Raw genomic sequence first — 25,603 nt, forward strand, 5'->3', positions numbered from 1 at the left:
TCACCCGCGCCGGGCGAACAGCACCGCGCCGTCGTCGCCGAGCAGCCACCGCGCCTCGACGGTGAACCCGGCGTCGCGCAACCACCCCGCCACCCGCTCCGGCGGTCGCAGGTGGACGTGCACGCGCATCGGGTGCCCGCCGTAGCCCTGCGTCTTGAGGTTCGTCCGGTCGCCTACGTGGAAGCCGACCTGCACCAGCCCGCCCGGCCGCAGCGCCTTCCGGAAGTGCCCGAACACCGCGGGCACGACCTCGTCCGGCACGTGGATCAACGACCACCACGACAGGATCCCGCCCAGCGGGCCGGTCATCGGCTCGGTCATCGACCCGACCTCGAACCGCAGCCCGGGGTGGTTCGCCCGCGCCAGCGCGATCATCGCGGGGGAGAGGTCGATCCCGAACGCGTCCACGCCGAGCTCGGCCAGGCGAGCCGTGATGTCACCGGGCCCGCACCCGACGTCCGCGACCGGTCCGCTCACCTCCTCGGCGAACAACCGCAACGCCGCCCGCAGGTGCGGCAACCCGTCCAGCAGCCCCCGTGTGTAGCCCGCGTAGCTCTCCGCCACCGTGTCGTAGGAGTCCCGCGTGTCAGTCAGCCAGTCCACGACCGCGCAACCTACTCCGCGCGGCGATCACTCGGTGGTCACTCGCAGAACGGCTCCGGCCGGTGCCGCCCGAACAGCGCCAGCGACGAGATCCACACGTCCGGGTCGCCGTCCCAGTCCAGCGCCTTGATCTGGTCCACCGACCGCCGCCCGCCGATCGCCCGCATCAGCTCGAACGACGACGTCCGCAGCGTTCCTGCCGGGTCCCCGTGCCCGAGCACCCGGTCGCCGTGCTCCAGCGTCACGCGCAACGCCGGCACGTCGTTCTCCCGCATCAGCTTGTCGAGCTCCTGCAACGGCCTCGTCAGCGCCGCCCGCACCTCGACGCCGTCACGGCCGCCGGGAACCCCCAGGGCCGCGCGCAGGTCGTGCTCGTGCGCGACCACCTCGGCCACCAGGATCGGCCCCATCGGCGTGTCGAACAGCGGCCGGGCCAGCTCCAGGTTCGCGTCCCACTCCGCGAAGGCGTCGCCGAGCGAGTTGTCCCGCCGGTCGCGCACCTGCCGTTCGCCCCACTCACCGGACTCGACACCGTCGAACCGGCGGTCCACGAAGTCCCGCAGACCGCCGGCGAGGTGCGCCACCACGTCCTTGACCGACCAGCCGGGCGTCGCCGCCACGGGCGTCTGCGGATCGGCTCCGGTCACGATCTCGGTGATCCGCCGCTTGGCCGCGTCGTAGATGGGGGCGTTGGTCATCGCTCAGACCTCGTACTCCAGGGTGTAGGTGCCGCTGCCATCCTCCGCCCAGTCCACCGTCACCGCACCTCGCGCGTTCAGGTACTTCCCGGTGCCGTCGACGACCTCGATCACGGCCTCCACAGAGGACCGGTAGGCGCCGACGTGCCGCAGCACCAACGTGCCCTCGTCGGTCGCGATCTCCTCGAGCGCGGTCGTCCACGCCACGTCGTCGCCGTAGTACATGAGGTACCGGCAGTTGCCGACACCGCTCACGTCGCCCGCGTAGGAGAACTGGACGTGCGCCTCGGTGAGCTTGCGCCCCTCGACCTCCTGGTGGGGGCGGCCGTCCCAGGTGTTCTCGTCCCAGCTCTTCACCGCGATGGTTCCCGTTGCCTTCATGGGGACCACTCTGCTGGCAATTCCTGACAGTTCGTGTCAGGTTGGGGCGATGAAGTCCAGCCGGCTCATGCAGGTGCTCCTGCTCCTCCAGTCGAGGGGCCGGATGACGGCGGACGAGCTGGCGGCCGAGCTGGAGGTGTCGCCGCGCACGATCTACCGCGACATCGACTCGCTGAGCGCCGCCGGCATCCCCGTCTACGCCGACCGCGGCCCCGCCGGCGGCTACCAGCTCGTCGACGGCTACCGCACCCGGCTGACCGGCCTGACCTCCGGCGAGGCCCGGTCGCTGTTCCTCGCCGGACTGCCGGGACCGGCCGCCGACCTGGGGCTGAAGGAGGTCGCCGCCGCCGCGCAGCTCAAGCTCCTCGCCGCGCTGCCGACCGAGCTGCGCGACCGGGCCGAGCAGATCCGGCAGCGCTTCCACCTCGACACCCCGACGTGGTTCCGCGGCGACGAGCCCACCGAGCACCTCGCCACGATCGCCGACGCGGTCTGGGACCAGCGCCGCGTGCGGATGACCTACCTGCGGTGGGGCAACGACACCGTCGAGCGCGAGGTCGACCCGTACGGTCTGGTCCTCAAGGCGGGCACCTGGTACTTCGTCGGCAGCGGCCGCACCTACCGCGTCTCCCGCGTGCTGACCGTCCAGACGACCGCGGTCTCGTTCGACCGCCCCGCGGACTTCGACCTCGCCCGGTTCTGGGCCGAGTGGTCCGAGCGGTTCGAGGACCGCATGTACGGCGAACGCGTCACCGTCCGCATGACCCGCTCCGGCCTCGACAAGACCCGGTACCTGCTGAGCGGCTTCCAGGCGCGGGTGATCGGGGAGATGGCGCCGGAACCGGGGGAGGAGTTCGGCTTCCCGACCGAGTCGACCCGGCACGCCGTCGCCGACCTGCTCAAATTCGGCGCGGACGTCGAGGTGCTGGAACCGGCCTCGCTGCGCGCCGAACTGATCGACATCCTGAAGGCCATGCAGGACGTCTACAACGATGCGAAGCTACGCACATGGTTCCGCTGATCTCGTTGAACAACGGAGTACGGATCCCCCAACTCGGCTTCGGCGTCTTCCAGGTGCCGGAGGACCAGGTGGCCGGCGCGGTCACGACCGCGCTCGAGGCCGGCTACCGCAGCATCGACACGGCCGCCTCCTACCGCAACGAGTCCGGCGTCGGAGACGCGATCGCCGGCATCCCCGACCTGTTCGTCACGACCAAGCTGGCGAACACCGACCAGGGCTACGACTCGACGCTGCGCGCGTTCGACGAGAGCATGCGCAAGCTGCGCCGCGACGTGCTGGACCTCTACCTCATCCACTGGCCGCTGCCCGGCCGCGAGCTCTACGCCGAGTCGTGGCGCGCGCTGGAGCAGCTCTACGCCGACGGCCGGGTGCGCGCCATCGGCGTCTCCAACTTCCACACTCCCCACCTGCAGCGCCTGTTCGACGAGTTCCCGACGACCCCGGCGGTCAACCAGATCGAGCTGCACCCGTTGCTGCAGCAGGAGGAGATGCGCAAGGTGCACGTCACCCACCGCATCGCCACCGAGGCGTGGTCGCCGCTCGCCAGGGGCACGCTGCTGCGCGAACCCGACCTCACCGCCCTCGCCGAGAAGTACGGCAAGACCCCGGCCCAGATCGTGCTGCGCTGGCACCTGCAGCTCGGCAGCGTCGTGATCCCGAAGTCCGTCACCCCGTACCGGATCAAGGAGAACATCGACGTCTTCGACTTCGAGCTGGCCCTGGACGACATGACGGTCATCAACGAGCTGGACAACGGCACCCGCACCGGCCCCGACCCCGACCGCTTCAACGGCTGACCCGGCTCCACCAGCAGGACGGCTCCCGTCGGCGAAGGCAGGACCGGCCCGTCAGGCCTTCGTCGACAGCACCTGGCCCAGCGCCGCCTCCACGCCGTCCACGTTCTCCACCACCGACACCGACCCGCCGGTGACCTGCGCGATGTCCGTCAGCGCCGCGCGGTCCACCTCGCCGCCGATCGCGATGAAGCTGATCGGCAGGTCCGTGCCGTGCAGCTGGGACTTCAGCGCTTTCAGGTCGATCCCGCCGTCCGAGGTGCCGTCGGTGATCACGACGACCCGGTTGACCCTGCCCGCCACGAACCCGTCGTGCGCCGCCTCGTAGCACGCCGCCAGCGCGCTGTAGAGCTGCGAGCCCTCGGCGGTCTTGAGCCCGTCGACGGCCCGCTTGAGCGCGTCGCGCTTCTCCGTCACCGGGGCGGTCCCGACGAGCTGCTTGTACGGCTTGGCGCCGTCCAGCGAGCGCGCGAACTCCCACAGCCCGAACGAGCCGGACACCGACCGGTCGATCTGGCCGCGCAGGGCGGACTTCACCTTGTCCAGCCGGGGTTTCATCGACGTCGACACGTCCGCCAGCACCGTCACGACCTGCCCGCCGCGGTCCGCGGAGGCCCACGCCGACGAGATCTGCTGCGTGGTCGTCGCGTCGGCCGCCACCAGGTTCTCCGCGACGGGCGCCCAGGACACGCCGGGGGAGGGCGACGGACGGTCCTGAGTGGACTCCACCCGCAACCCGCCGCGCGCGAGGATCGCCTGCGACGACGGCTCGGTCATGAAGTCGCGGAACGCCTGCGCCGCACGCACTTCCGCCTCACCGACCTCGGAGCCGCCGAGCGCCACGTACGGGAAGTCCGCCACCGGAGCCGGTCCCGCGGGCAGCACGCCCACGAGCGGCTTCGACGGCGCGTCCTTGCCCGTGTTGTGCTTGAACAGGTCCACTTCGGACACCGGCGTCACGGAGAAGCCCGCCGCGTTCACCGTCGCGCTGTCCCCCAGACGCCCCAACGCGTCGCGCGTCGTCGGCGGGACCTCCGGCGGCACCGCGGCCGCGAGCTTCGACAGCTTCGCCTTCGCGGCGTCCGAGCCGAGCGACTCCGCCGTCACGGGACCCTTGCCGTCGGCCAGCGCCGACTGGATCGCGAGCGCCGAGGCGGTGTTCGTGGCCGGGTCGGGCATCGCCACGCTGAAGCGGCCCCAGTTCGTGCCGAACTTGGACCAGTCCGTCACCTCGGGCATGTCCGTCCAGCGGAAGTCCTTCAGCACCGGCGCGGCGGCCTCGGGCGCCGCGAGCAGCACCGGCGACGTGCCGACGGACTTCGGCGCCGAGCCCACCAGCTTCGCGTTCAGCGCCGACAGCCGGTTCGCCCACAGCGTCGAGTCGGGCACCCACGCGTGCGGCCGCTGGCCGAGCTTCTGCGGGTCCCAGGTCGTGGTGAGGCCTTCCAGCACCGCCGACGAGTCCGCGGACGTCACCTCGATCGCGATGCAGTGGTCGTAGACGACGGGCCGCGTCGCGCTGTAGGCCCGCGCCACGTCCGCGACGGCCCCCGCGATGCTCGGCGTGGCCGAGACGCGCAGCACCGAGTCGCCCTCGCTGCAGTTCTGCGCCAGCGCCTGGGACCGTTTGTCGAGCACCCCGCCGGCCCACGACAGGACCAGCCAGCCGAGTCCGATCAGCACGACGAACACGACGATCAGCACGGGCCACTTGGCGATTCCGCGCTTCACCTTCGCCCGCAGAGCGCGGTGTCGAGACATCCATCCCTCACAACTACTAAGCGGCCCCCGACGACCAGCCAGTCACGCTAACAGGTGAACCTCGCTAGTGAAGTGAAGTCACAGCAAGTATCGACTGGCACACGGAGACGAGTCGCTCTCGCAACGGCCGGGCCCGTTCGGCGAACTCGGCCTGCCTCCGAACGTACTCGGCACGCCCCTCGGGGGTCTCGATCGCGACGGGTCCGTAGCCGAGTCCGGCCAGGTCGTAGGGGGACGCCCGCATGTCGAGCTCGCGCACGTCCGCCGCCAGTTCGAAGCAGTCGGCCACCAGGTCCGACGGCGTCGCCGGCTCCAGCTTGTACGCCCACTTGAACAGGTCCATGTTCGCGTGCAGGCACCCCGGCTGCTCGTTGAGCACCTGGTCGTCGCGGGTCGGCTGCAGCGTGTTGCGGGGCCGCGCGGGCTGCGTGAAGAACCGGAACGCGTCGAAGTGCCCGCACTGGATCCGGCTCGCCTCGACCACGGCGTCGGTGCCGCCACTGCCCAGCCGCAACGGCCACGCGTTGTGCCGGACCTCCTCCGGCTGCTGCCGGTAGACCATCGCCCACTCGTGCAGCCCGAAGCAGCCGAGCCGCGCCGGCCTGCTCAGCGTGGCCGTGAGCAGCGACCGGACGAACTCGAGCGTCTTCTCCCGCTGCCCGAGGAAGCTCTCGACGTCGAGAGCGACACCCTCGCCGACCTGCCTGTAGTGCGGGAACTCCAGGTACTCGGCGGCGTCCTCCAGCACGACGCCCGGACCCGGATGCCACCGTTCGAGCCGCACGGGCCGATGGCTGTAGTAGGTGAAGAGGAAGTCCATGACCGGGTGCTTCTCCTTGCGAAGCTTCCGCTCCTGGTGCGGACCCGTGAACCGGCGCATGCGCGCGATGTGCGAATCGCGCAGTTCGTGCCATTCGGCACGGGTCAGGACCTCCACGAGCCGTTACCGTACGCGGCATGGTGCAGAGCAGGGCCGCCACGGTCGACGACTACCTCGCCGAACTGCCGGAAGAGCAGCGCGCCGAGGTCACCGCCGTGCGCGACGTGATCGTCGCGCACGTTCCCGACGGCTACGTCGAGGGCATGATGTGGGGGATGATCACCTGGCACGTGCCGCTGGAGGTCAGCGGCCCGACCTACAACAAGCAGCCGCTGAGCTACGTGGCCCTCGCCGCCCAGAAGCGCTACTTCTCCGTCTACCTGACCACGGTGAACGGGGAGGGCGAGGAGTCGTTCCGCACCCGGTACGAGGCCACCGGCAAGAAGCTCGACATGGGCAAGTCGTGCGTCCGCTTCAAGCGCTCGGAGGACCTGGCCCTCGACGTCATCGGCGCCCAGGTCGCGAGCATGCCGGTGGCGGAGTTCCTCGACTGGCACCGCGCCGCGTCCGCGCGTTAGACCGGCGGCACCAGCCCGTTGAACGTCCGCGCGCCGTTGCAGTGCGGGCACTCCCGCCCGTTGTCGACGGTCCGCGGCGCGCCGCCGATGATCGCGAGCGTCGGCGCCGCGATGTAGCTCGCGCCCCCGCACAGGTGGCAGACCGTGCGCGGCTCGGGCGTGACGGCGAAGAGGTCGTCGACGTCTTCCTCGTCCTCGAACTCGTCGTCCTCGGCGAACTCGTCCTCGTCGTCCTCACTCATGCCGCCCAACCTAGTGGGTCTGCTCTCCGGCGCGGGTCAGCGACTCGGACGTCGCCTCGTCGCCGCAGTGAGCGCACACCACGCGTGTCTTCAGCACGTGTCCGCAGGAGTGCTCGTACACGAGGGGGAGGGGCCCCTCCGTCACGTAGGTGTCGCCCCACTCCTTGAGCATCAGCATCACGTTGTGCAGCGCCCGCCCGGCGTCCGTCAGCAGGTACTCGTGCCGCGGCGGGTGCTCGGAGTACTGGTGCTTCTCCAGCACACCGGCCGCCACCAGCTTCTTCAGCCGCACGGTCAGGACATCCCTGGACGCACCGGTGTGCGCGGCGATCTGGTCGAACCGGGTGTTGCCGAAGAACACCTCGCGCAACGCGAGCAGCGACCAGCGTTCGCCCACGACTTCCAGCGCGTTCGCGATGGAGCAGCTTCGAGGGGTCATGTGACCATCCTAGCAGTGAGTTGGCAAATCAAACGAACCTCGCTACGGTGAGTTGGAGAATCCAACTCAGGAGGTAGTGATGGACTTCAACACCGCGACCGTGCTGGTGACCGGAGCGAACAGGGGGCTGGGCCGCGCCTTCGCCCGCGAGTTCGCGAAGCGCGGCGCCAAGGTCTACGGCGGCGCCCGCACCCCGGCGTCCGTGACCGACGAGGGCGTCATCCCCGTCCAGCTCGACGTGACCGACACGGCCCAGGTCGACGCGGCCGCGAAGGAGCTCGGCGACGTCTCCATCGTGATCAACAACGCCGGCGTGCTCGTCGAGGGCGAGGGGCTCGACACCATCAGGACCGAGTTCGACGTCAACGTCTACGGCATCGTCCGCGTCACCGACGCCTTCGCGCCGATCCTCAAGGCCAACGGCGGCGGCGCGCTCGTCAACGTGCTGAGCATCCTGTCGTTCATCGGCCGCCCCGCCTGGCGGGGCTACGCGGCGTCGAAGGCGGCGGCGTGGTCGCTCACCAACTCGGCCCGCGAGGCGTTGCGCGAGCAGGGCACCCACGTCGTCGCGGTGCACTCGGGGTTCATCGACACCGACATGGCCGCCGCCCAGACCGGTCCGAAGATCACCACCGAGGACCTGGTCGCCCAGGTGCTCGCCGCCCTCGAGAACGGCGACGACGAGGTGCTCGCGGACGACCGCACCCGCGCGGTGAAGGCCTCACTCGCCTCGTGAGCGCCGCAGCTCCCACACGACGTCCACCCCGGCGCGGTCGCCGATGGCGGGCACTCGCGACGGGGAGCGGCGGCCGACCTCGGTGAACCCGAGCCGCCGCGGCACCCCGCTGCTCGCCACGTTGGCCTCGTCGTGCCAGATCTGCACCCGGCGCACGCCGTCCAGCGCGAACGCGAACTCGACCAGCTCCGCGGAGGCGGCCGTGGCGTGCCCGCGCCCGGTGTGCGCGGGGTGCAGCCAGTAGCCGATCTCCGCGAGGTCGCTCGCCCGGCGCATCACCGACACCGCGCCCACGATCGCGCCGTCGACGGTGATGGCGTGGGGGAACGCCGTCCCGGTCTCCCACTCCTCCGCGGCCTCGCGCAGGAACGTGGCGGCCGACTCCGCGTCGTAGCCGTCGGCCACCCACGGCGCCCACGGACGCAAGTGCGCGAGCGACTCCGTGACGGCGCGGAGCAACTCCTCCGCGTCGCTGTCAGTGAACTTCCGGAGCTTCATACGCCACTTTGTAGCGGAGGTGCGTGACCGAGCTCGACTCGATTACCGACAGCGGCCCCTCCAGCTGGTACCCCTTGCCGGGCGCGAAGAACGGCGTGCCGCCGCCGAGGATCACCGGCACCAGGTCGAGGAAGATCTCGTCGACCAGCCCCGCGTCGATCGCCTGCCGCGCGATCTCCCCGGAGTTCAGGCCGACGCCCTTCTCGCCCGCGTGCTCCCGCGCCACCGCGACGGCTTCTTCGATGCCGCCGTCGACGAACGTGAAGTGCTCGGTGTCCTCCAACGGCCGATGGGTGAGCACGACGGTGTGCACGCCCATCGGATGCTGCCCGCCCCACGCGTTGGTGAAGTCGTAGAGCTTGCGTCCCACCACCAACGCGCCGGTCATCTGGATCAGGCCGCCGTAGTGCGCGGCGCTGGCCGGGGTGAGGTGCACGGTCATGGCGCCCGTCGGCACCGTGAACGCGACGTCCCCGGCCTCGTACCAGGCGAACAGCTTGTCGAACCCGGAGAAGTCCGGACCCGAGACGTAGCCGTCGATCGAGGTGCTGGCGCCCGTGTAGACCTTGCTCATCCTGTGCCTCCCGAGTGTGTGTCTTCCACCCGTAGGTCGATCAGGCGAGACGGATTTAGACGGGCCCCGGACGACGCATACCGGGCACATACCGGGCTCAGCCGATGGGCTCGGGGAGCCGCGTCACCTCGTACTCGCAGTCGAGGACGTCACCGGTGGCCGGGTCGCGCAGCTCGACACGCCACTTCGACGCGAACTGGTCCACACCGTGGTGCATCGGGATCGTGCCGGACAGCAGCACGGTGCCGGGCTGCAGCAGCCCCAGCTCCTTCAGCCGGTCCACCCAGTACTGCGGGGTCAGCAGCTCCGCGCACGTGCCGCGCTGGATCTCCACGCCGTCCGCCCACGCCGTCAGCTCGATCTCGTCGATCCGGTCCGCCACGTCGGCGAGCCGCCACGCCTTGCTGCCGAGCACGTCCGGCCCCGCGTTCTTGCTCCACGCGACGCCGTGCACTTCCAGCGCGCGGTCCGTGTGGTCGCATGCGACGGTCAGCAGGACGTCCGAGCCGGTGACCACGATCGCCCACTCGGCCTCGCCGGAGGTCCGGCCGTGCTGCGCGGGAACCGACGCGGTCTGCTGCGCGAGGTACGGCGACACGGGGTAGAGGCTCGGCGTCACCGACGGCGCCGGCACGCCCAGCTCGGCCAGTTCCCGCACGTGGGCGGCCACGTCGTCCTGGCTGCGGCCCGCGTAGCCACCGTTCAGCAGGGTCGTCACGGCGACCTCGGCGATGGTGCCGTCCGGCAGGTCGAACGCCAGCGCGGTGGCCTGTGTACGAACAGTAGACATGCGGTACTCCTTGCGCATACGAGTTGTATACAGGCAGTATTACCGCATGACCGCTGCTGCAGCAACGCCAGCCACCCCACCGGACGTACCGCGTTCGGCCCTGGTGCGCGCCTTCGTGGCCTCGCTCTCCGGTACCGCCCTCGAGTGGTACGACTTCGCGATCTACAACGTCGCCGCGGCCGTCGTGCTCGGCCCGTTGTTCTTCCCGAGCTCCGAACCGCTGACGGCGACGCTGCTCGCGTTCTCCACCTACGCGGTCGGCTACCTGTCCCGGCCGCTCGGCGGGTTCCTGTTCGGCCGGCTCGGCGACAAGATCGGCCGCAAACGCGTGCTCGTCACGACGTTGCTGATCACCGGCATCGCGACGCTGCTCATCGGCCTGCTGCCGACGCACGCCGCGATCGGCCCCGCCGCCGGTGTGCTGCTCGTGCTGCTGCGGTTCGCCCAGGGCGTCGGGCTCGGCGGCGAGTGGGGCGGCGCGGTGCTGCTGTCCAGCGAGTACGGCAACCCGAAGCAGCGCGGTTTCTGGGCGAGCGCCGCCCAGATCGGCCCGCCCGCCGGCAACCTCATGGCGAACGGCGTGCTCGCGCTGCTCGGCGCGACCCTGTCCGACGACGCGTTCATGTCCTGGGGCTGGCGCGTCGCGTTCCTGCTGTCCGCGGTGCTGGTGATCTTCGGCCTGTGGATCCGGGTGAAGCTGGAGGAGACGCCGGTCTTCAAGGCGATCGAGGCCCGCGGCGACCGCCCGTCCGCGCCGGTCAGCGAGGTGTTCCGCACCCAGACCAGGCCGCTGATCGCCGCCGTCCTCTGCCGCGTCGGCCCGGACGTGCTCTACGCGCTGCACACGGTGTTCGTGCTGACCTACATCACGACCCAGCTGAAGCTGCCGCGCAACGTCGGCCTGCTCGCCGTGCTGATCGCCTCGGGCTTCCAGCTGTTCCTGATGCCGCTCGCCGGCTGGCTGTCCGACCGCGTCAACCGGCGCGGCCTCTACGCGGCGGCCGCGGTCTGCGGCGCGGTGTGGCCGTTCGTGCTCTTCCCGCTCGTCGACACCAGGTCGTGGCCGCTGATCGCGCTCGGCGTCGTCGTCGGCCTGGCCTTCCACGCCTTCATGTACGGCCCGCAGGCCGCGTTCATCGCCGAGCAGTTCACCGAACGGCTGCGCTACACCGGCAGCTCACTGGCCTACACGCTCGCCGGCGTGATCGGCGGTGCCGTGGCGCCGTTGCTGTTCACCGCGCTGCTGGCGGGCTTCGGCACGTGGGTGGTCGTCGGTCTCTACGTCACCGTGGCGTGCGTGGTGACGCTGGTCGGCCTCTGGCTCGGGCGCGACCCGGAAGACGAGACCCCGCAACCTGGAACTCAGCCGTTGAGCAGCACCTTCAACGTGGTGTCCAAGTGAGCGGTGATCGCCGCGGTGGCCGCGCCGACGCCCCCGGACTCGAGCGCGCCCACGATCGCGTTGTGCTCGTCGATCACGGCCTGCTGCCGGCCGTGCGCCCGGTACAGCGCGACCACCCCCGCCCGCACCTGCCGGGCCCGCAGGCCCTCGTACGTCTTCGTCAGCAGCTCGTTGCCCGTCGCCGCTACCAGCAGCGCGTGGAACTGCCGGTCGACGTCGATGAACTGCCGGGCGTCCTCCATCAGCCACCGCTGCTGCTCGATCAGCTCCTGCATCTTGCGCAACGGGACCGTGTGCTCGCTCATCGTGCGCTCGGCCGCGTACCGCTCCACGACACCACGCAGCTCCATCAGCTCCGTGATCTGCCGCGACGACAACGGCGCGACGTACGCACCCTTCTTCGGCACGAGCTGCACGAGGTCTTCGGCCGCGAGCAGCAGCAGGGCCTCGCGGATCGGCGTGCGGGAGACGCCGATCTGGTTGGCGACGTCCTGCTCGCTGATGAACCGCCCCTGCATCTCGGGGTCGGCGAGGATGGTGTCCTTGAGGAACTCGTAGGCCTTGTCCCTGCCAGACACAGTGTCCGCACCTTGCATACAACATGTATACCAGAGGAGGATCATGCGCATCGCGCTCTGCCAGATCAGCTCCACCGCTGATCCGCAGGAGAACCTCGCCACCGTCCGCGCCGAGGTGGCCGACGCCGCCGCACAGGGCGCGCGGATCGTGCAGTTCCCCGAAGCCACCCAGTGCCGCTTTGGCGTCCCGCTCGGCCCGGTCGCCGAACCGCTCGACGGCCCCTGGGCCACCGCGGTCCGCGAGATCGCCGACGAGCACGGCGTCGTCGTGGTGGCCGGCATGTTCACGCCGGGGCACGAGGACAGGGTCGCCAACACCACGCTCGTCACGGGCGCCGGCCTGCACCTCGGCTACGACAAGATCCACCTGTTCGACGCGTTCGGCTTCCGCGAGTCCGACACCGTCACCCCCGGTGCCAAGCCCGTGACGTTCGAGGTCGACGGCACCACGTTCGGCCTCGCCACCTGCTACGACGTGCGGTTCCCCGAACTGTTCCGCGCCCTCGCCGACACCGCGCCAGTCATCCTGCTGGGCGCCTCCTGGGGAGCGGGCCCCACCAAGGCCGAGCAGTGGGACCTGCTGGTCCAGGCCCGCGCCCTGGACTCCACGTCCTGGGTCCTCGCCTGCGGCCAGGCCGACCCCGACGCGGACTACGGCGCCGCCCCCACGGGAATCGGCCGCAGCGCCGTGGTCGACCCGCTCGGCACCGTCCGCGAGCGCCTCACCGGCACCCCCGGCACCCTGGTGTCCGATGTGGACCTCGACCTGGTCCGCGAGGCCCGCGAGAAGCTCCCCGTGCTCGCGAACCGGAGGCTGTGAATGCGCGAGGAACACGAGTTCTTCCCGGCGGCGGACGTCCCCTGGCGCGACGCCGGTCCCGGCGTCACCGAACGCGTCCTCAGCCGGGACCCCGGCACCACGACCCTGACCAGGATCGCCCGCTGGGAGCCCGGACTCGTCACGTCGGAGGTGCTGCGCCACGACTACCACGAGGAGGTCTACCTCCTCGACGGCGAGCTCACCGACCTCACGCTCGGGAAGACGTTCCGGGCCGGCGACTTCGCGAGTCGCCGGCCCGGAATGCCGCACGGTCCCTATCGGACGGACACCGGCTGCACGATGCTCGAGATCCGTACCTAGACCCAGCGGACGTGGGTGCCGTCGCGCACGGTGCCCACGTACTCCTCCAGCAGGTCCTCCATCGCCACCACGCCCAGCACGGCACCGTCGCCGCCCACCGCGCGGGCGAGGTGCGACTGGGCCCGGCGCAACGCGGCCAGCGCCTCGTCCAGCCGCGCGTCCGCCGGCACCTCCGGCAGCCCGCGCACCCGCGACCGCGGCACCGGCGTGTCCGCGCCTTCCAGGTCCAGCACGTCCTTGACGTGCAGGTACCCGACCAGGCCGGAGTCGGCGAGCACCGGGAACCGCGAGAACCCGGTGGTGGCCACGACGGACTCGATCTCGCCCACGGTCGGCGCCGACGACAGCGTCGTCAGCCGGTCCAGCGGCACCAGCACGTCGGCCACCGTGCGCTCCGCCGACGACAGCGTCTGCGCCAGCCGGCGGTGCTCGGAGTCCTCCAGCAGGCCCTCGGACCGCGACTGCCCGATCAGCAGCGCCAGCTCGTCCGGCGTGTACGCCGACTCCAGCTCGTCCACCGGCTCCACGCCGAACCGCTTGAGCACCCACCGGCCCACGGCGGTGAACATCGCCAGCACCGGCGCGATCATCCGCGAGAACCCGTAGTGCACCGGCACCAGCCAGACCGCCGCCCGTTCGGGACCGGCGATCGCCAGGTTCTTCGGCACCATCTCGCCGAGGATCGTGTGCAGCGCGACGACAATGACCAACGCCACCGCGAACGCGACACCGTGCACCACGGCCGACGGCAGCCCGACGGCCCCGAGGGGACCCTCCAGCACCGACGCCAACGTCGGCTCGGCGATCGCACCCAGCGCCAGCGAGCACAACGTGATGCCCAGCTGCGCGCCCGCGATCAGCAACGGCAGCTGCTGCGACGCCTTGATCGCGGTGCGGGCCCGGGAGGAACCTTTGTCCGCCAACGCCTCCAGCCGGTCGCGGCGCGCGGTGATCACCGCGAACTCCGCGCCGACGAAGAACGCGTTGCCCGCCAGCAGCAACAGCACGAAGAGGAAGTTCACGACGACACCACCCGCAGCTCGGCCACGCGGTGGCGGTCCATCCGCATCACCGTCACCCGCCACCCGTCGACCCGGATCTCGTCACCGACGTCGGGGATCCGCCCGAGCCGCGCCAGCACCAGACCGGCCAGCGTCTCGTAGTCGCCCTCCGGCATCCGGAACCCGGTCGCCTCGGCCACCTCGTCGTCGCGCAGCAGGCCCGACACGAGCCAGCTGTCCTTGCCGAGCGAGCGCACCGGCGTCGCCTCGCCGCGGTCGTGCTCGTCGCGCACGTCGCCGACGATCTCCTCGACCACGTCCTCCAGCGTCACCATGCCCGCCGTGCCGCCGTACTCGTCCACGACCAGCGCCGTCTGCAGGCCCGACGCGCGCAGCCGGTCCAGCAGCGCGTCGCCCTCCAGCGTCTCGGGCACCGAGTACACCGGGCGCGTCAAAGCGGACAACGGGGTTGAACCGCGCAAAGTGGACGGCACCGCGAAGGCCTGCTTCACGTGCACCATCCCGCGCACCTCGTCCAACGACCCGTCGTGCACCGGGAACCGCGAGAAACCGGTCTCCCGCGCCTTCAGCACCAGGTCCGCGACGGTCGCGTCGGCCCGCAGCGCCTCGACCCGCACGCGCGGCGTCATCAGCTCGCCCGCCGTGCGGTCACCGAAGCGCAGCGACCGGTCCAGCAGCACCGCGGTGCCCTGGTCCAGCGTGCCGTGCTCCGCCGACGTGCGCACCAGCGCGCCGAGCTCCTCCGGCGACCGCGCCGACGCGAGCTCCTCGACCGGCTCGACGCCGAAGCGCCTGACCAGCCAGTTCGCCGAGTTGTTCATCGCGTTGATCAGCCAGCGGAAGACGGTCGAGAACCCGGCCTGGATGCCGACGACCCCGCGCGCGGTCTCGAGCGGCTTCGCGATCGCCAGGTTCTTGGGCACGAGCTCGCCGAACACCATCGACAACGCCGTGGCGATCGCCAGCGCCAGCGCCAGCGACAACCAGTCGGCCACCGTCTCCGGCACGCCCACGGCCGTCAGGCCCGGTTCGATCAGCGAGGCGATCGCGGGCTCCGCGATGTACCCGGTGATCAGCGTGGTCAGCGTGATGGCGAGCTGCGCGCCGGAGAGCTGGAACGACAACGTGCGGTGCGCGCGGTCGATGGTGCGCGCCGTGGCGTCGCCCACCTCCGCGACGTGCCGCTCGACGGTGCTGCGTTCCAGCGCGGTCAGCGAGAACTCCGCCGCCACCGCGATGAAGGTGCCCGCGGTCAGCGCCACGACGGCGACCAGACCGAGCACGCTCAGAAGGATTCCGGTCACCTGCGCGCTCCATCAGAGCGGGGGACCGGGTTGGTATGCCAGCCTGGGCCAGACCCCATGGGGACGGCTCAACTCCTCGTGACTCATGTACGTGTACAGCCCGACAAGTCTAATTGTGGGCAGTCGAGGCCCGGAGCACCACCTCACCCGCCACCCGGACGGTGCGGGCCTCGTCACCTCCGGCGTCCAGCACGAGACCTGCGGCGATCTCGCCCATCTCCTCGAGCGGCAGCCGCACGGTCGACAGCGCCGGAACCGTGTCCCGCAGCGTCGGGATGTCGTCGAACCCGGCGATCGACATGTCCTCCGGCACGCGCACGCCCCGTTCGCGCAGTGCCGCCATCGCGCCCATCGCCATCACGTCGGTCACCGCGAACACGCAGGTGGCGCGCGTCTTGGACGCCAGCAGCTCCATCGCGGCCTCGTACCCGCCGTCGCGGGTGAAGGCGCCGTTGACCACCACGGGCGGCGCGACGCCGGCGTCGGCGAGCCCCGCCTTGAACCCGGCCAGCCGGTCGCGGGCCACCACGAGCTCGGAAGGTCCACCCAATACGGCGAACTTCTTGTGCCCGAGCCCTGCGAGCGACCGCGCGAGCGCGCGTCCTCCGGCCCGGTTGCCCGGCACGACCGTGTCGGTGCCGAGCTTCGCCTGCGACACGCACGCGACACGGCCACCCTGCTCGGTGAACGCGTCGATCTCCGCCGCGAGCCGCGCCTGCGACGCACGGTCCGTGGTCCGCGACCCGGCGAGCACCACCGCACGCGCCCGATGCGCACGCAGAGTGGAAAGCAGCTCCACCTCACGCTCCGGACGGCGCCCCGTCGTGCCGAGGACGACGACGAGCCCGGCCGCCTCGGCCACCCGCGTCACCCCCGCCGCGATGCAGGAGAAGTACGGGTCGGTGATGTCGTGCACGACCAGTCCGACGAGCGAGCTCGAGTTGCGGGCCAGCGCCTGCGCCGAGGCGTTCGGCACGTAGCCGAGCTCCTCCGCGGTGCGCAGGACGCGGTCGCTGAGGTCCTCGCTCACCTGCCGCGTGCTGCCGTTGAGCACGCGGGAAGCGGTCGCCAGCGACACACCCGCCTGCTTCGCCACCTCGGCGAGCGTCACCTGTCGGGCGGACACGACCACCTCCGTCAACGTGCATGTGAGCGCTGAGACTAACTCGCGGGGAGGTTGACGGCCGCGAAGTGCCGCCGTTAGCGTGGCGGGAAAGCGCTTTCCAGCGCTGCTACCAGGGAGGTGCGATGGCAGTCCGTACCATCGGAGTGGCGGTCAACGGCGTCACCGGGCGGATGGGCTACCGCCAGCACCTGGTCCGGTCCCTGCTGCCGTTGCGCGACGAGGGCGTGCGCCTGCGCGACGGCACGGTGCTGAAGGTGGAGCCGGTCCTCGTGGGCCGCAACGCCGACAAGCTCAAGGAGATCGCCGAACGCCACGACCTCGCGCGCTGGACCACCGACCTCGACAGCGCGCTCGCCGACCCGTCGGTCGAGATCTACTTCGACTCGCAGGTGACGTCGAAGCACGTCCAGTCGATCACCAAGGCGATCGAGGCGGGCAAGCACGTCTACACCGAGAAACCAGTCTCGGAAACGGTGGACGAGGCGCTGGAGCTCGCGCGGCTCGCCGACGAGAAGGGCGTCCGGCACGGCGTAGTGGCGGACAAGCTGTACCTGCCGGGCATCCGCAAGCTCAAGCGGCTCGTCGACGGCGGCTTCTTCGGCCGCATCCTCAGCGTGCGCGGCGAGTTCGGCTACTGGGTCTTCGAGGGCGACTGGCAGCCGGCGCAGCGCCCGAGCTGGAACTACCGCGCCGAGGACGGCGGCGGCATCGTCTCGGACATGTTCTGCCACTGGAGCTACCTGCTGCACGACCTCTTCGGCCGCGTCGAGGCGGTCACCGCCAAGGCAGTCACGCACATCCCGACGCGCTGGGACGAGCAGGGCAACGCCTACGAGGCCACCGCCGACGACGCCGCGTACGGGATCTTCGAGATCGAGAACGGCGTGATCGCGCAGATCAACTCGTCGTGGTGCGTGCGGGTGCGCCGCGACGAGCTCGTCGAGTTCCAAGTGGACGGCACCGAGGGGAGCGCGGTCGCGGGGCTGCGGGAGTGCTTCGCGCAGCCCCGCGCCGTCACGCCGAAACCGGTCTGGAACCCGGACCTGCCGGTCACGCACCCGTTCCGCGAGCAGTGGCAGCAGGTGCCGGACAACGAGGACTTCGACAACGGCTTCAAGGTGCAGTGGGCGGAGTTCCTCCGGCACGTCACCGACGGCGCCCCGTTCCCGCACGACTTCCGCGCCGGGGCACGCGGCGTGGCACTGGCGGCGGCCGGCCTGCGGTCCTCTTCGGAGGGTCGCCGCGTGGAGATCGCCGATGTCTAGCCGGAACGAAGGCGAACGCATCGTGTTCGCGGCGGCACACGTCGTAGCCGAGGACGCGCACACCGTGGACTGGGACGCGACTCTCGCGTTCCGGCACCACCTCTGGTCGCACGGCCTGGGTGTCGCGGAGGCGATGGACACCGCGCAGCGCGGCATGGGCCTCGACTGGCCCACGGCCGCCGAGCTGATCCGCCGCAGCGCCGCCGAGAAGGCCGGCCGGATCTGCGCGGGCGTCGCGACCGACCACCTGACCGGCGAGCCGGGCCTCGACGACGTCCTGGAGGCCTACCTGCACCAGCTCGACGTCGTCCAGGAGGCCGGTGCCCAGCCCGTGCTGATGTGCTCCCGGCAGCTCGCGGCCGCCGCCCGCGGGCCGGAGGACTACGAGAAGGTCTACGGCACGCTCCTCGACCGCGTCAGCGAACCCGTGGTCCTGCACTGGCTCGGCACCGCGTTCGATCCGAATCTGGCGGGCTACTGGGGAGCCGCGGACGTGCCCTCGGCCACCCGCGACTTCCTGGAGATCATCCACTCGCGACCGGACAAAGTGGACGGCGTGAAGGTCTCCCTGCTCGACGCGGACCACGAGGTCGCCCTGCGGCGCGCCCTGCCGCCCGGCGTCCGCTGCTACACCGGCGACGACTTCCACTACCCGGATCTCATCGCGGGCGACGAGCAGGGCCACAGCGACGCGCTGCTCGGCATCTTCGACCCGATCGCACCGGTCGCCGCGCGGGCGCTCGCCAGGCTCGCCGAGGGCGACACCGCGGAGTTCCACCGGATCATGGCGCCGACGGTCCCGCTGTCCCGCCACCTGTTCAGCGCGCCAACGTATTACTACAAAACCGGTGTCGTGTTCCTCGCCTGGCTCGCCGGCCACCAGGAGCGGTTCGTGTTGCTCGACGGCTTGGAATCCGCGCGCGGCGTCGGCCACCTCGCGGAAGCCAAACGGCTCGCCGAGGTCGCCGGCGTGATCGACCCGGACCTCGCGGAACGGCGGTGGCGGCAGTGGCTCGCCTCTCGCTGAACCAGGCCACCGTCAAACGCGCCACCGTCACGGAGGCCGTCGAAGGCTGTGCCCGCCACGGGATCGAGTCGATCGGCCTGTGGCGCGAACCCGTCGCCGACCACGGCCTCGAACGCACCGCCAAGCTCGTCGCGGACGCCGGTCTGCGCGTGTCCTCGTTGTGCCGCGGCGGGTTCCTCACCGCGGTCGACAACCGCGCCGCGCTCGACGACAACCGGCGCGCCATCGACGAAGCCGCCGCGCTGCGCACCGAGACGCTGGTGATGGTCGTCGGGGGAGTGGCGGGCGACAAGGACCTCGTCGGTGCACGTCAGCGCGTCGCGGACGCGATCGCGGAACTGTCCAGGTACGCGCGGGAAGCGGGCGTGACGCTCGCGCTGGAGCCGATGCACCCGGTGTTCTGCGCGGACCGCGGCGTGCTGTCGACGTTGTCCCAGGCGCTCGACCTCGCGGAACGGCACCCGTCCGTCGGGGTCGTCGTGGACGCGCTGCACGTCTGGTGGGACCCGGACCTCGACGCGCAGATCGTGCGCGCGGGGCCGCACATCGCGTCCTACCAGGTGTGCGACTGGCTCACGCCGGTGCCGGCGGACGTGTTGCTGGGCCGGGGATATCCGGGCGACGGCGACATCGACCTCGACCGGCTGACCAGGCAGGTCGCCGCCACGGGCTACGCGGGCGACGTCGAGGTGGAGATCTTCAACGCCGACATCTGGGCAGCGGACTTCGACGAGGTCATCGCGGAGGTGGCACGCCGGTTCCGCGAGGTCGTGGAACCGGCCCTCTGACGTGGAATCGCCCTGCGGCCGGGATAACCGCGCGGAAGCCGGTCGTCGACGGCGGCGACGACCGACCCCGGCGTGGTGCCTGTATAGCCGAGTTCCGCCGCCCGGTGGTCCGGTTTCACGGAACTCTCAGGAAACTCGGCGGTGCGGGAGGATCAGCCGCCGTTGAAGAACCGGTAGACCTTCGCGCGGTGCCGCGGCTTCGTGGTCGTGATCTTGATGACCGCGTCGAACATGGACCGGCCGAGGTCGGCGCGGGCCGCGACGGCCGGGTGCGTGGTGCTGAAGTCCTCGTCGTTCACGGCCTTGTCGCCGCTGAACACACCGGAGGCGAACATCGAGTAGATCAGGATCGCCCGGCTGTCCTCGCTGAACATGATCCCGGCCTCGTTGCGGCCGTCCTCGAACCAGCCGGCCTTCGTCGCCACGCGCAGGCGCTCGTTGGTCGTGAGGTTCAGCCGCACGCCGTCGGTGAAGCTCGCGGTGGCGCGCAGGATGTTCAGCAGGTACGCGGTGGACGCCTCCGACAGCAGCTGGCCGTCGACCAGCTTCTGCAGCAGCGTGTGCGTCTCGCGCGCCGTCGTGGTGCCGAGGAAGAACCGGTTGGGGTTGGCCACCGGCACGACCTGGGTGTGCACGAAACCCTTGGCGCGCAGGATCTCGTTGAGCTCCAGCGCCGGCACGACCAGGCCGCACAGCCGCACCGCGGTGTTGTCGGAGACGGTGAGCAGGTTCGCCAGCGCGTGGCCGACGGTGACCTCGCTCGGGTACGCGCCGTCGAGCGCGAAGATGCCGTCGGTGTCCTGGATGACGATCGCGGACGACACCGTGACCGTCTGGTCGAGCCGGATGAGCCCGCGGTCGACCTTGTCCAGCACCGCGACCGCCACCGCGATCTTGTTGACGCTGTACGCCTCGACGACCTTGTCCGCGTCCTCGTCGACGGCGGCCTTCGTGGTCCCGTCGAGGTCGGCGACCGTGATCAGCGACGACCACGTGCCCTTCGCCTTGCGGGTGTTCCGCTTGTAGATCTGGGCGATGCGCTTGCGCGAGCGGTCCGCGGTGGTCGGGAAGCGTTCGATCTCGACCTCCGCGTCGTCCTGCGCCTGCGCTGCACCGTTGGCGCCGAGCACGGCCGTCGCGGCGGCGACGGTCCCCAGCCCGAACACGGACCTGCGGTTCAAATTCATGCGCGGTATCCAAACAGGCGCCGCTGACGTTTCCCTGACTAGGGTCCTGATCATGGAAAACGTGTTCGTGGTGACCGGCGCTTCCCGCGGGATCGGGGCGGCGACGGCCGTTTTGGCTGTTGAGGCAGGGTATCGCGTGGTCAGGGCCTCCCGCTCGGCTGAAGAATCTGTCGGGGACCGCGGATGGGACGCGAAATGCGACGTGTCCTCATGGGATTCCGTGCAGGACCTCATGTCCCGGGTGGAATCGCGTTGGGGACGAATCGATGTCGTGTTCGCCAACGCGGGCGTCTCGGTGGACACCTCGTTCGTGTCCTCGGCGGGCGCCGACCCGTCCGAATGGACCAGCATGGTCACCACCAACGTGTGCGGCCCGGCGTTCACCGCCCGCGCCGCGATGCCGTTCCTGATGCGCTCCGGCGGCCACCTGGTGCTGACCGGGTCGGCGGCGGGCAGGGGCGTCCGTCCCGGCAACCTGTACTCGGCCACGAAGTGGGCGATCACGGGCCTGGCGCAGGCGATCCGCGCCGAGGCCGTCGGCACGGGAGTGCGGGTCACCGTCGTCCAACCGGGACTCGTGGACACCGACGCGATCCCGGCATCCCGGGCGAACGAGCCGAAACTGGAGCCCGCGGACGTGGGCAGGGCGGTCTTGTACGCCGTGTCGCAGCCGTCCACAGTGGATGTGAACGAGATCCTGATCAGGCCGACCGGCCAGGCGGCCCATCGCTGAAGGAGTTCCCCCGTGATCGTGCTCTTCGCGGCCGGCGGTGGCGGCGACCCGGAACGGCACCGCCCGCTGCTCGACCACCTGACTGCGGCCGGGTGCGAGGTCGTCGCACCCCGCTTCGACCGGCTGATGCCCGGCGAGGCCTCGAACGACGACCTGCTCGCCCGCCCGCGCGGCCTGGTCGAGGCACTGGAGGGCACCACCGGCGAGGTGACCGTGGTGGGCCACTCCATCGGCGGGTGGGCCGCGCTGTGCCTGGCGGGCGCCACCCCGTGGGGCCGCGACCGCCGACCGCTCGACGTCCCGCGCTCGTCCCGCGTCGCCCGCCTGGTCCTGTTCGCCCCGGCCACCGGCTGGTTCGTCGGCCCCCACGCGGTGGACGACGTCCACGTGCCGGTGCTCGCCTACGCGGGCACGGCGGACACCGTCACCCCGCCCCTGCAGGTCGAGGTGCTGCGCAAAGCCCCCGGCCCGGTCGAGATCAGGGTGGTGCCGGGCGCGGGCCACTTCAGCTTCATGAACACGCTCCCGCCGACCGTGCCGGAGGACCCGGACTTCGACCGCCCGGCGTTCCTGGAGGAGCTGGCGGCGGAGACGGCGGAGTTCATCCTGCGCGGAGGAACTCCAGCAGCAGCCGGTTGACCTCGTCCGGCCGCTCCAGGTACCCGATGTGCCCGCAGTCCGCGACCTCGGCGTACCGGGCGCCGGGGATCGCGTCCGCCACCTCGCGCGCCAGGCGGGGCGGCAGGACCAGGTCGTCGGCGAACCCGACCACCAGCGACCGCGTGGTGATCGCCCGGTACGCCTCCAGCCGCGACTCGAAGTCGCTGAGCGCGAGCTGCGCGCGGTCACCGGCGCTGAGCGAGGAACCCGCGAACTCGTACAGCTGCACCCAGTCCTGGGCGACGGCCGGGTTCGCCAGCGTCGACTGCGACACGTTGCGGATCACCGACGCCGCCGCGTAGAACGCCGCGGGCACCTCCACGCCCTTGTCGAACAGGTCGCACAACGACCGCGACCACGCCTGCTGCACCGGCTCGGGACGTCCCGAGGTCGCCATCAGCACCGCGGACCGCACCAGCGCCGGGTGCGACAGCATCAGCTCCTGGGTGATGCGCGCGCCCAGCGACGTGCCGACCACGTGCGCGGGACCGCCGAGGTGCGTGATCAGCGCGGCGGTGTCGGCCGCCATGTCGCCGATCGTGAAGCCCCCGGCACACTCAGACGACGGCCGCACGCCGCGGTTGTCGAAGTATGCGACGCGATAACCGGCGTCCACCAGCGCGGGCACCTGGTAGGTGCGCCAGACGCGGCCGGGACTGCCGGTGCCCATCACGAGCACGACGAGGTCGCCGGAGCCCTCGGTCTGGACGTTCAGCTCGATGCCGTTGAGCGGGACAAGCGCCATTCCGACGATCCTAGAAGCGGCACAACGGCTTGATCACCGCGGCGTGAGAGGGATAACGCGCGCACAGGTCGTCCGCGTGGCCGAACGACACGATGTCGTCGGTGTACGGCGGCACCACGACCGTGCCGACCAACGACCAGTCACCGGCCGGCGTGCTGCCCTGCCACACCCCCGCGGGCACGACGACCTGCGGGTTCGACGCGCTCAGCACCGGCTCCGTCACCGACCCGTCTGGGTGCAGCAGCAGCATCCGCAACGGCGAGCCGGCGTGGAAGTGGTAGATCTCCAGGTGCTCCAGCACGTGCATGCCGGAGAAGTCCGGGCGCCGCAACAGGTACGCGATCGCAGACACCTCGTCCGACCGGTGCGTCTGCGCGAAGTACCCGCCCTCGACGGGCAGCTCCCGCATGCCGAGGTCGCTGATCAGCTGCTCAGGGGTCACGTCATCTCCGGGAGCGGGGCGCCGTGCACGACGACCATGCCCTTGCCGAGCCGTTTCGCCGTGTACATCGCGGCGTCGGCGGCACCCAGCACGTCGTCGGCGGTCACCGTGGGGTCGTGCGAGAACCGTTGCGCCACACCGATGCTGGCGTGCACCCGGTGCACCCGGCCCAGCACCTCGTGCGGGTGTTTCAACGCCGTGAGCAGCCGGTCGCCGATCTCGTCGGCGTCACCGCCGTCGACCAGCACGCCGAACTCGTCGCCACCGAGCCGCGCCACCGTGTCCTCCGGCCGCACGCTGTGCTCCAGCCGTGCGGCGACGTTGCGCAGCACGACGTCCCCCTCGGCGTGGCCGTTGTTGTCGTTGACCGCCTTGAACCCGTCCACGTCGATGAACAGCAGGATCAACGGCCGTGCGCGGTCACGGACCGCCAGCGCGCGCTCCAGCCGTTCGCGGAACAACGAGCGGTTCGCCACGCCCGTCAACGGGTCGTGCGTCGCCTCGTGCTGCAAGCGCTCCCGTGAGACGCGCAGCTGGTCCATCAGCCGGACGTTGTCCATCAGCGTCAGCAACTGACGCACGATCACGAGACACACCACCACGAGCCCGACGTAGATCTCCACCGGGTTGAGCCGGCCGCCGGTCGCCGTGTTCCAGATGACGAACAGACCCGTGATCGCGAGCGGCAGGTACGGCACGAGCAGATGCAACAAGTCCGCCGTGCGCATCTCTCCTGGCGTGGGCTTCTTGTTGCGCACCGGAGCCAACGCACTGAGGAGGAAGAACGCGGGACACAGCATGAACCCGATGTCCGCGCTCGCGGGGATCGCCGTGACGCCCTGCGCGATGTAGTAGGCGAACAACCAGCCCGACGACGACTGCGCGATACCCGCCAGTGCGACGAAGAACATCGGCCACTGACGCACGGGCTGATGCGTCCACGACATCACGACGATCGTCACGAGCAGCACGAGGTACGCGGCGGGATGCGCGATGACGGTCGCGAACCCGGCCCCTTCGGTCGCCCACGCGCGGGTCAGCGACTCCAGCGCCGACACCCACGTCAGCACGAACAGCGACCCGATCACGATCAGCCCGTCGAGCACGACCACCGCGCGGCTGCGGTAGTTCGGCAGCTGGTCGTCCACCCGCCGTTGCTGCCCCTTGACGACCACCGCGGCCACGCACAGGAACGGCACCAGCGTGAACCCGATCGGCGCGATCGTCGACGACGGCAGCTGCACGCCCAGGATCTGCTGCCCCCAGATCCACGCCGACAGCCCGACCGTCAGGCTCGTCATCGCCGCCGTCATCCAGCCGTCGCGCTTGCGCGCGTAGGCCAGCAACGCGGCGACCGCGAACAGGAGCTGCACGACCTTGTCGATCGCGACGCCGATCTCGCGAGGCGCGGCGAGGGCGACGAGGATCGTGACGGCCATGAAGGTGCCGACGCACCCCGCAACCACCCAGAACCTCTTCACCGGCACTCCCGTGATCGAAACCTGATCACCGTAGTAACGGTGGAGCGGACTTGTCGAACCGTGTCGGTGCCCGTGGCCTATAGGTGCACCGGATATGGTTCGAACTGTTGTTCGTCCAGTGATGCGGGGAGCGGTTGTGCGGGTGTTCGGGGTCGACCCCGGTCTGACGAGGTGCGGCTTCGGTGTGGTCGACGGCGGCCCCGGCCGGGTCGTGCGCGCGGTGGCGGTCGACGTCCTGCGCACGCCCGTGGACGCCCCTCTGTCCGTACGTCTGCACGAGCTGTACGTCGGCGTGTGCGAATGGCTGGACCGCTACGACCCGAACGTCGTCGCCATCGAACGCGTCTTCGCCCAGCACAACGTCCGCACCGCGATGGGCGTCGCCCAGGCGTCCGGCGTGGTGGCGCTGGCCGCCGCGCAACGGGGCCTGCCGGTCGAGTTCCACACGCCGTCCGAGGTGAAGGCCGCCGTCACGGGGTCGGGCCGCGCGGACAAGGCGCAGGTGACGCTGATGGTGACCAAGCTGCTCGGCCTGAAGGTCGCGCCGAAGCCCGCCGACGCCGCGGACGCACTGGCGCTCGCGATCTGCCACCACTGGCGCGCGCCGATGCGCAGCCGCATGGAGGAGGCGCAGGCCAAGGCCGCCGAGCTCGCCCGCGTGCACAAGGCGAAGCTCGCCGAGGCCGCGCGCAGGAGCGGGGCATGACAGTTTCAGCGCGCACCGAAATTGTCGGTGCCGGCTGGAAGAATGAAATCAAGGGGTCCCC

31 protein-coding genes are annotated in these 25,603 nt (G+C 70.8%); 13 read left to right on the forward strand and 18 right to left on the reverse strand.

Annotated elements, in window-relative coordinates; all coding sequences use genetic code 11:
- Genes ACFWV3_RS22900 through ACFWV3_RS22910 form a run of 3 tightly spaced genes read right to left on the reverse strand, consistent with a single transcriptional unit; the run spans nt 1 to nt 1,682 of the window.
- Nucleotides 1–603 (reverse strand): class I SAM-dependent methyltransferase, encoded by a 603-nt coding sequence (locus tag ACFWV3_RS22900; protein WP_382413487.1) that lies wholly within the window; start codon nt 601–603, stop codon nt 1–3.
- A 38-nt stretch (nt 604–641) separates the two neighbouring features.
- Nucleotides 642–1,301: a maleylpyruvate isomerase family mycothiol-dependent enzyme gene (locus ACFWV3_RS22905; RefSeq protein ID WP_382413489.1), complete on the reverse strand. Its 660-nt coding sequence runs from the start codon at nt 1,299–1,301 to the stop codon at nt 642–644.
- A 3-nt stretch (nt 1,302–1,304) separates the two neighbouring features.
- A complete protein-coding gene (locus ACFWV3_RS22910) occupies nt 1,305–1,682 on the reverse strand; it encodes a DUF3224 domain-containing protein (RefSeq protein ID WP_382413491.1) in 378 nt (125 codons plus the stop codon).
- Between the two features lie 49 nt (nt 1,683–1,731).
- Between ACFWV3_RS22910 and ACFWV3_RS22915 the strand changes: the two genes are divergently transcribed.
- Nucleotides 1,732–2,703 (forward strand): helix-turn-helix transcriptional regulator, encoded by a 972-nt coding sequence (locus ACFWV3_RS22915; protein ID WP_382413493.1) that lies wholly within the window; start codon nt 1,732–1,734, stop codon nt 2,701–2,703.
- On the forward strand, nt 2,691–3,500 hold the full coding sequence (locus ACFWV3_RS22920; protein WP_382413495.1) for an aldo/keto reductase: 810 nt from the start codon (nt 2,691–2,693) through the stop codon (nt 3,498–3,500). The genes ACFWV3_RS22915 and ACFWV3_RS22920 overlap by 13 nt, the downstream gene beginning before the upstream one ends.
- A gap of 51 nt (nt 3,501–3,551) precedes the next feature.
- Here ACFWV3_RS22920 and ACFWV3_RS22925 read toward each other — a convergent pair whose 3' ends face one another.
- Nucleotides 3,552–5,258, reverse strand: coding sequence for a substrate-binding domain-containing protein (locus ACFWV3_RS22925; RefSeq protein WP_382413497.1), 1,707 nt, complete (start codon nt 5,256–5,258; stop codon nt 3,552–3,554).
- A 64-nt stretch (nt 5,259–5,322) separates the two neighbouring features.
- Nucleotides 5,323–6,138 carry a 3-methyladenine DNA glycosylase gene (locus tag ACFWV3_RS22930; protein ID WP_382413787.1) on the reverse strand — a complete coding sequence of 272 codons (816 nt, stop codon included), beginning with the start codon at nt 6,136–6,138 and terminating at the stop codon, nt 5,323–5,325.
- Between the two features lie 77 nt (nt 6,139–6,215).
- On the opposite strand from ACFWV3_RS22930, the gene ACFWV3_RS22935 reads away from it, so the two are divergent.
- On the forward strand, nt 6,216–6,656 hold the full coding sequence (locus tag ACFWV3_RS22935; protein WP_382413499.1) for an iron chaperone: 441 nt from the start codon (nt 6,216–6,218) through the stop codon (nt 6,654–6,656).
- Here the strand turns inward: ACFWV3_RS22935 and ACFWV3_RS22940 are convergent.
- Entirely contained in the window at nt 6,653–6,898 is a 246-nt protein-coding gene (locus ACFWV3_RS22940) for a hypothetical protein (protein ID WP_382413501.1), read from the reverse strand. The two genes, ACFWV3_RS22935 and ACFWV3_RS22940, sit on opposite strands and share 4 nt — an antisense overlap.
- Nucleotides 6,899–6,908: 10 nt before the next feature.
- Nucleotides 6,909–7,337: a winged helix-turn-helix transcriptional regulator gene (locus tag ACFWV3_RS22945; protein WP_382413502.1), complete on the reverse strand. Its 429-nt coding sequence runs from the start codon at nt 7,335–7,337 to the stop codon at nt 6,909–6,911.
- 79 nt (nt 7,338–7,416) lie between these two features.
- Here ACFWV3_RS22945 and ACFWV3_RS22950 point away from each other — a divergent pair, with 79 nt between their 5' ends.
- Nucleotides 7,417–8,073 carry an SDR family oxidoreductase gene (locus tag ACFWV3_RS22950; protein ID WP_382413504.1) on the forward strand — a complete coding sequence of 219 codons (657 nt, stop codon included), beginning with the start codon at nt 7,417–7,419 and terminating at the stop codon, nt 8,071–8,073.
- Here ACFWV3_RS22950 and ACFWV3_RS22955 read toward each other — a convergent pair.
- The 3 genes from ACFWV3_RS22955 to ACFWV3_RS22965 all read right to left on the reverse strand — a co-directional run bounded on the left by ACFWV3_RS22955 (nt 8,059) and on the right by ACFWV3_RS22965 (nt 9,935).
- Complete coding sequence (locus ACFWV3_RS22955) at nt 8,059–8,571, reverse strand: GNAT family N-acetyltransferase (protein ID WP_382413506.1); 513 nt, start codon at nt 8,569–8,571, stop codon at nt 8,059–8,061. The two genes, ACFWV3_RS22950 and ACFWV3_RS22955, sit on opposite strands and share 15 nt — an antisense overlap.
- Nucleotides 8,549–9,145 (reverse strand): dihydrofolate reductase family protein, encoded by a 597-nt coding sequence (locus ACFWV3_RS22960; protein WP_382413508.1) that lies wholly within the window; start codon nt 9,143–9,145, stop codon nt 8,549–8,551. The genes ACFWV3_RS22955 and ACFWV3_RS22960 overlap by 23 nt, the downstream gene beginning before the upstream one ends.
- A gap of 97 nt (nt 9,146–9,242) precedes the next feature.
- Nucleotides 9,243–9,935: a DUF2848 domain-containing protein gene (locus tag ACFWV3_RS22965; protein WP_382413509.1), complete on the reverse strand. Its 693-nt coding sequence runs from the start codon at nt 9,933–9,935 to the stop codon at nt 9,243–9,245.
- Between the two features lie 46 nt (nt 9,936–9,981).
- Here ACFWV3_RS22965 and ACFWV3_RS22970 point away from each other — a divergent pair, with 46 nt between their 5' ends.
- Nucleotides 9,982–11,337 carry an MFS transporter gene (locus ACFWV3_RS22970; RefSeq protein ID WP_382413511.1) on the forward strand — a complete coding sequence of 452 codons (1,356 nt, stop codon included), beginning with the start codon at nt 9,982–9,984 and terminating at the stop codon, nt 11,335–11,337.
- Here ACFWV3_RS22970 and ACFWV3_RS22975 read toward each other — a convergent pair.
- Nucleotides 11,298–11,915: a GntR family transcriptional regulator gene (locus ACFWV3_RS22975; protein WP_382413513.1), complete on the reverse strand. Its 618-nt coding sequence runs from the start codon at nt 11,913–11,915 to the stop codon at nt 11,298–11,300. The genes ACFWV3_RS22970 and ACFWV3_RS22975 overlap by 40 nt on opposite strands.
- Nucleotides 11,916–11,955: 40 nt before the next feature.
- Here ACFWV3_RS22975 and ACFWV3_RS22980 point away from each other — a divergent pair, with 40 nt between their 5' ends.
- Complete coding sequence (locus ACFWV3_RS22980; protein WP_382413788.1) at nt 11,956–12,735, forward strand: carbon-nitrogen hydrolase family protein; 780 nt, start codon at nt 11,956–11,958, stop codon at nt 12,733–12,735.
- Nucleotides 12,736–13,056: a cupin domain-containing protein gene (locus tag ACFWV3_RS22985; protein WP_382413514.1), complete on the forward strand. Its 321-nt coding sequence runs from the start codon at nt 12,736–12,738 to the stop codon at nt 13,054–13,056. It begins immediately after the preceding gene.
- Here ACFWV3_RS22985 and ACFWV3_RS22990 read toward each other — a convergent pair.
- The 3 genes from ACFWV3_RS22990 to ACFWV3_RS23000 form a co-directional block, all read right to left on the reverse strand.
- Nucleotides 13,053–14,078 carry a hemolysin family protein gene (locus ACFWV3_RS22990; protein ID WP_382413516.1) on the reverse strand — a complete coding sequence of 342 codons (1,026 nt, stop codon included), beginning with the start codon at nt 14,076–14,078 and terminating at the stop codon, nt 13,053–13,055. The genes ACFWV3_RS22985 and ACFWV3_RS22990 overlap by 4 nt on opposite strands.
- Nucleotides 14,075–15,382 (reverse strand): hemolysin family protein, encoded by a 1,308-nt coding sequence (locus ACFWV3_RS22995; protein ID WP_382413518.1) that lies wholly within the window; start codon nt 15,380–15,382, stop codon nt 14,075–14,077. Before ACFWV3_RS22995 ends, ACFWV3_RS22990 begins: the two co-directional genes overlap by 4 nt.
- A gap of 109 nt (nt 15,383–15,491) precedes the next feature.
- Complete coding sequence (locus ACFWV3_RS23000) at nt 15,492–16,508, reverse strand: LacI family DNA-binding transcriptional regulator (RefSeq protein ID WP_382413520.1); 1,017 nt, start codon at nt 16,506–16,508, stop codon at nt 15,492–15,494.
- 122 nt (nt 16,509–16,630) lie between these two features.
- Between ACFWV3_RS23000 and ACFWV3_RS23005 the strand changes: the two genes are divergently transcribed.
- The 3 genes from ACFWV3_RS23005 to ACFWV3_RS23015 are packed head-to-tail and all read left to right on the forward strand — an operon-like array spanning nt 16,631 to nt 19,588.
- Nucleotides 16,631–17,773 (forward strand): Gfo/Idh/MocA family protein, encoded by a 1,143-nt coding sequence (locus ACFWV3_RS23005; RefSeq protein WP_382413521.1) that lies wholly within the window; start codon nt 16,631–16,633, stop codon nt 17,771–17,773.
- Nucleotides 17,766–18,800, forward strand: coding sequence for a dihydrodipicolinate synthase family protein (locus tag ACFWV3_RS23010; protein ID WP_382413523.1), 1,035 nt, complete (start codon nt 17,766–17,768; stop codon nt 18,798–18,800). Before ACFWV3_RS23005 ends, ACFWV3_RS23010 begins: the two co-directional genes overlap by 8 nt.
- Nucleotides 18,782–19,588 (forward strand): sugar phosphate isomerase/epimerase family protein, encoded by an 807-nt coding sequence (locus ACFWV3_RS23015; RefSeq protein ID WP_382413525.1) that lies wholly within the window; start codon nt 18,782–18,784, stop codon nt 19,586–19,588. The genes ACFWV3_RS23010 and ACFWV3_RS23015 overlap by 19 nt, the downstream gene beginning before the upstream one ends.
- Nucleotides 19,589–19,740: 152 nt before the next feature.
- Here the strand turns inward: ACFWV3_RS23015 and ACFWV3_RS23020 are convergent, their stop codons facing one another.
- Complete coding sequence (locus tag ACFWV3_RS23020; protein ID WP_382413527.1) at nt 19,741–20,775, reverse strand: serine hydrolase; 1,035 nt, start codon at nt 20,773–20,775, stop codon at nt 19,741–19,743.
- 52 nt (nt 20,776–20,827) lie between these two features.
- Between ACFWV3_RS23020 and ACFWV3_RS23025 the strand changes: the two genes are divergently transcribed.
- Both ACFWV3_RS23025 and ACFWV3_RS23030 read left to right on the forward strand, forming a co-directional pair.
- Nucleotides 20,828–21,508 (forward strand): SDR family oxidoreductase, encoded by a 681-nt coding sequence (locus ACFWV3_RS23025; protein ID WP_382413529.1) that lies wholly within the window; start codon nt 20,828–20,830, stop codon nt 21,506–21,508.
- A gap of 12 nt (nt 21,509–21,520) precedes the next feature.
- Nucleotides 21,521–22,147 (forward strand): alpha/beta hydrolase family protein, encoded by a 627-nt coding sequence (locus ACFWV3_RS23030; protein WP_382413531.1) that lies wholly within the window; start codon nt 21,521–21,523, stop codon nt 22,145–22,147.
- Here ACFWV3_RS23030 and ACFWV3_RS23035 read toward each other — a convergent pair.
- Genes ACFWV3_RS23035 through ACFWV3_RS23045 form a run of 3 tightly spaced genes read right to left on the reverse strand, consistent with a single transcriptional unit; the run spans nt 22,110 to nt 24,836 of the window.
- Nucleotides 22,110–22,913, reverse strand: a complete 804-nt coding sequence (locus tag ACFWV3_RS23035; RefSeq protein WP_382413533.1) for an alpha/beta fold hydrolase — start codon at nt 22,911–22,913, stop codon at nt 22,110–22,112. The genes ACFWV3_RS23030 and ACFWV3_RS23035 overlap by 38 nt on opposite strands.
- Nucleotides 22,914–22,923: 10 nt before the next feature.
- Nucleotides 22,924–23,355, reverse strand: coding sequence for a cupin domain-containing protein (locus tag ACFWV3_RS23040; protein ID WP_382413534.1), 432 nt, complete (start codon nt 23,353–23,355; stop codon nt 22,924–22,926).
- A complete protein-coding gene (locus ACFWV3_RS23045) occupies nt 23,352–24,836 on the reverse strand; it encodes a diguanylate cyclase domain-containing protein (protein ID WP_382413536.1) in 1,485 nt (494 codons plus the stop codon). The genes ACFWV3_RS23040 and ACFWV3_RS23045 overlap by 4 nt, the downstream gene beginning before the upstream one ends.
- A gap of 136 nt (nt 24,837–24,972) precedes the next feature.
- Here ACFWV3_RS23045 and ruvC point away from each other — a divergent pair, with 136 nt between their 5' ends.
- Complete coding sequence (gene ruvC, locus ACFWV3_RS23050; RefSeq protein ID WP_382413538.1) at nt 24,973–25,542, forward strand: crossover junction endodeoxyribonuclease RuvC; 570 nt, start codon at nt 24,973–24,975, stop codon at nt 25,540–25,542.
- Nucleotides 25,543–25,603: the final 61 nt, after the last annotated feature.

The organism is Lentzea sp. NPDC059081, assembly GCF_042738015.1.
GTDB lineage: Bacteria > Actinomycetota > Actinomycetes > Mycobacteriales > Pseudonocardiaceae > Lentzea.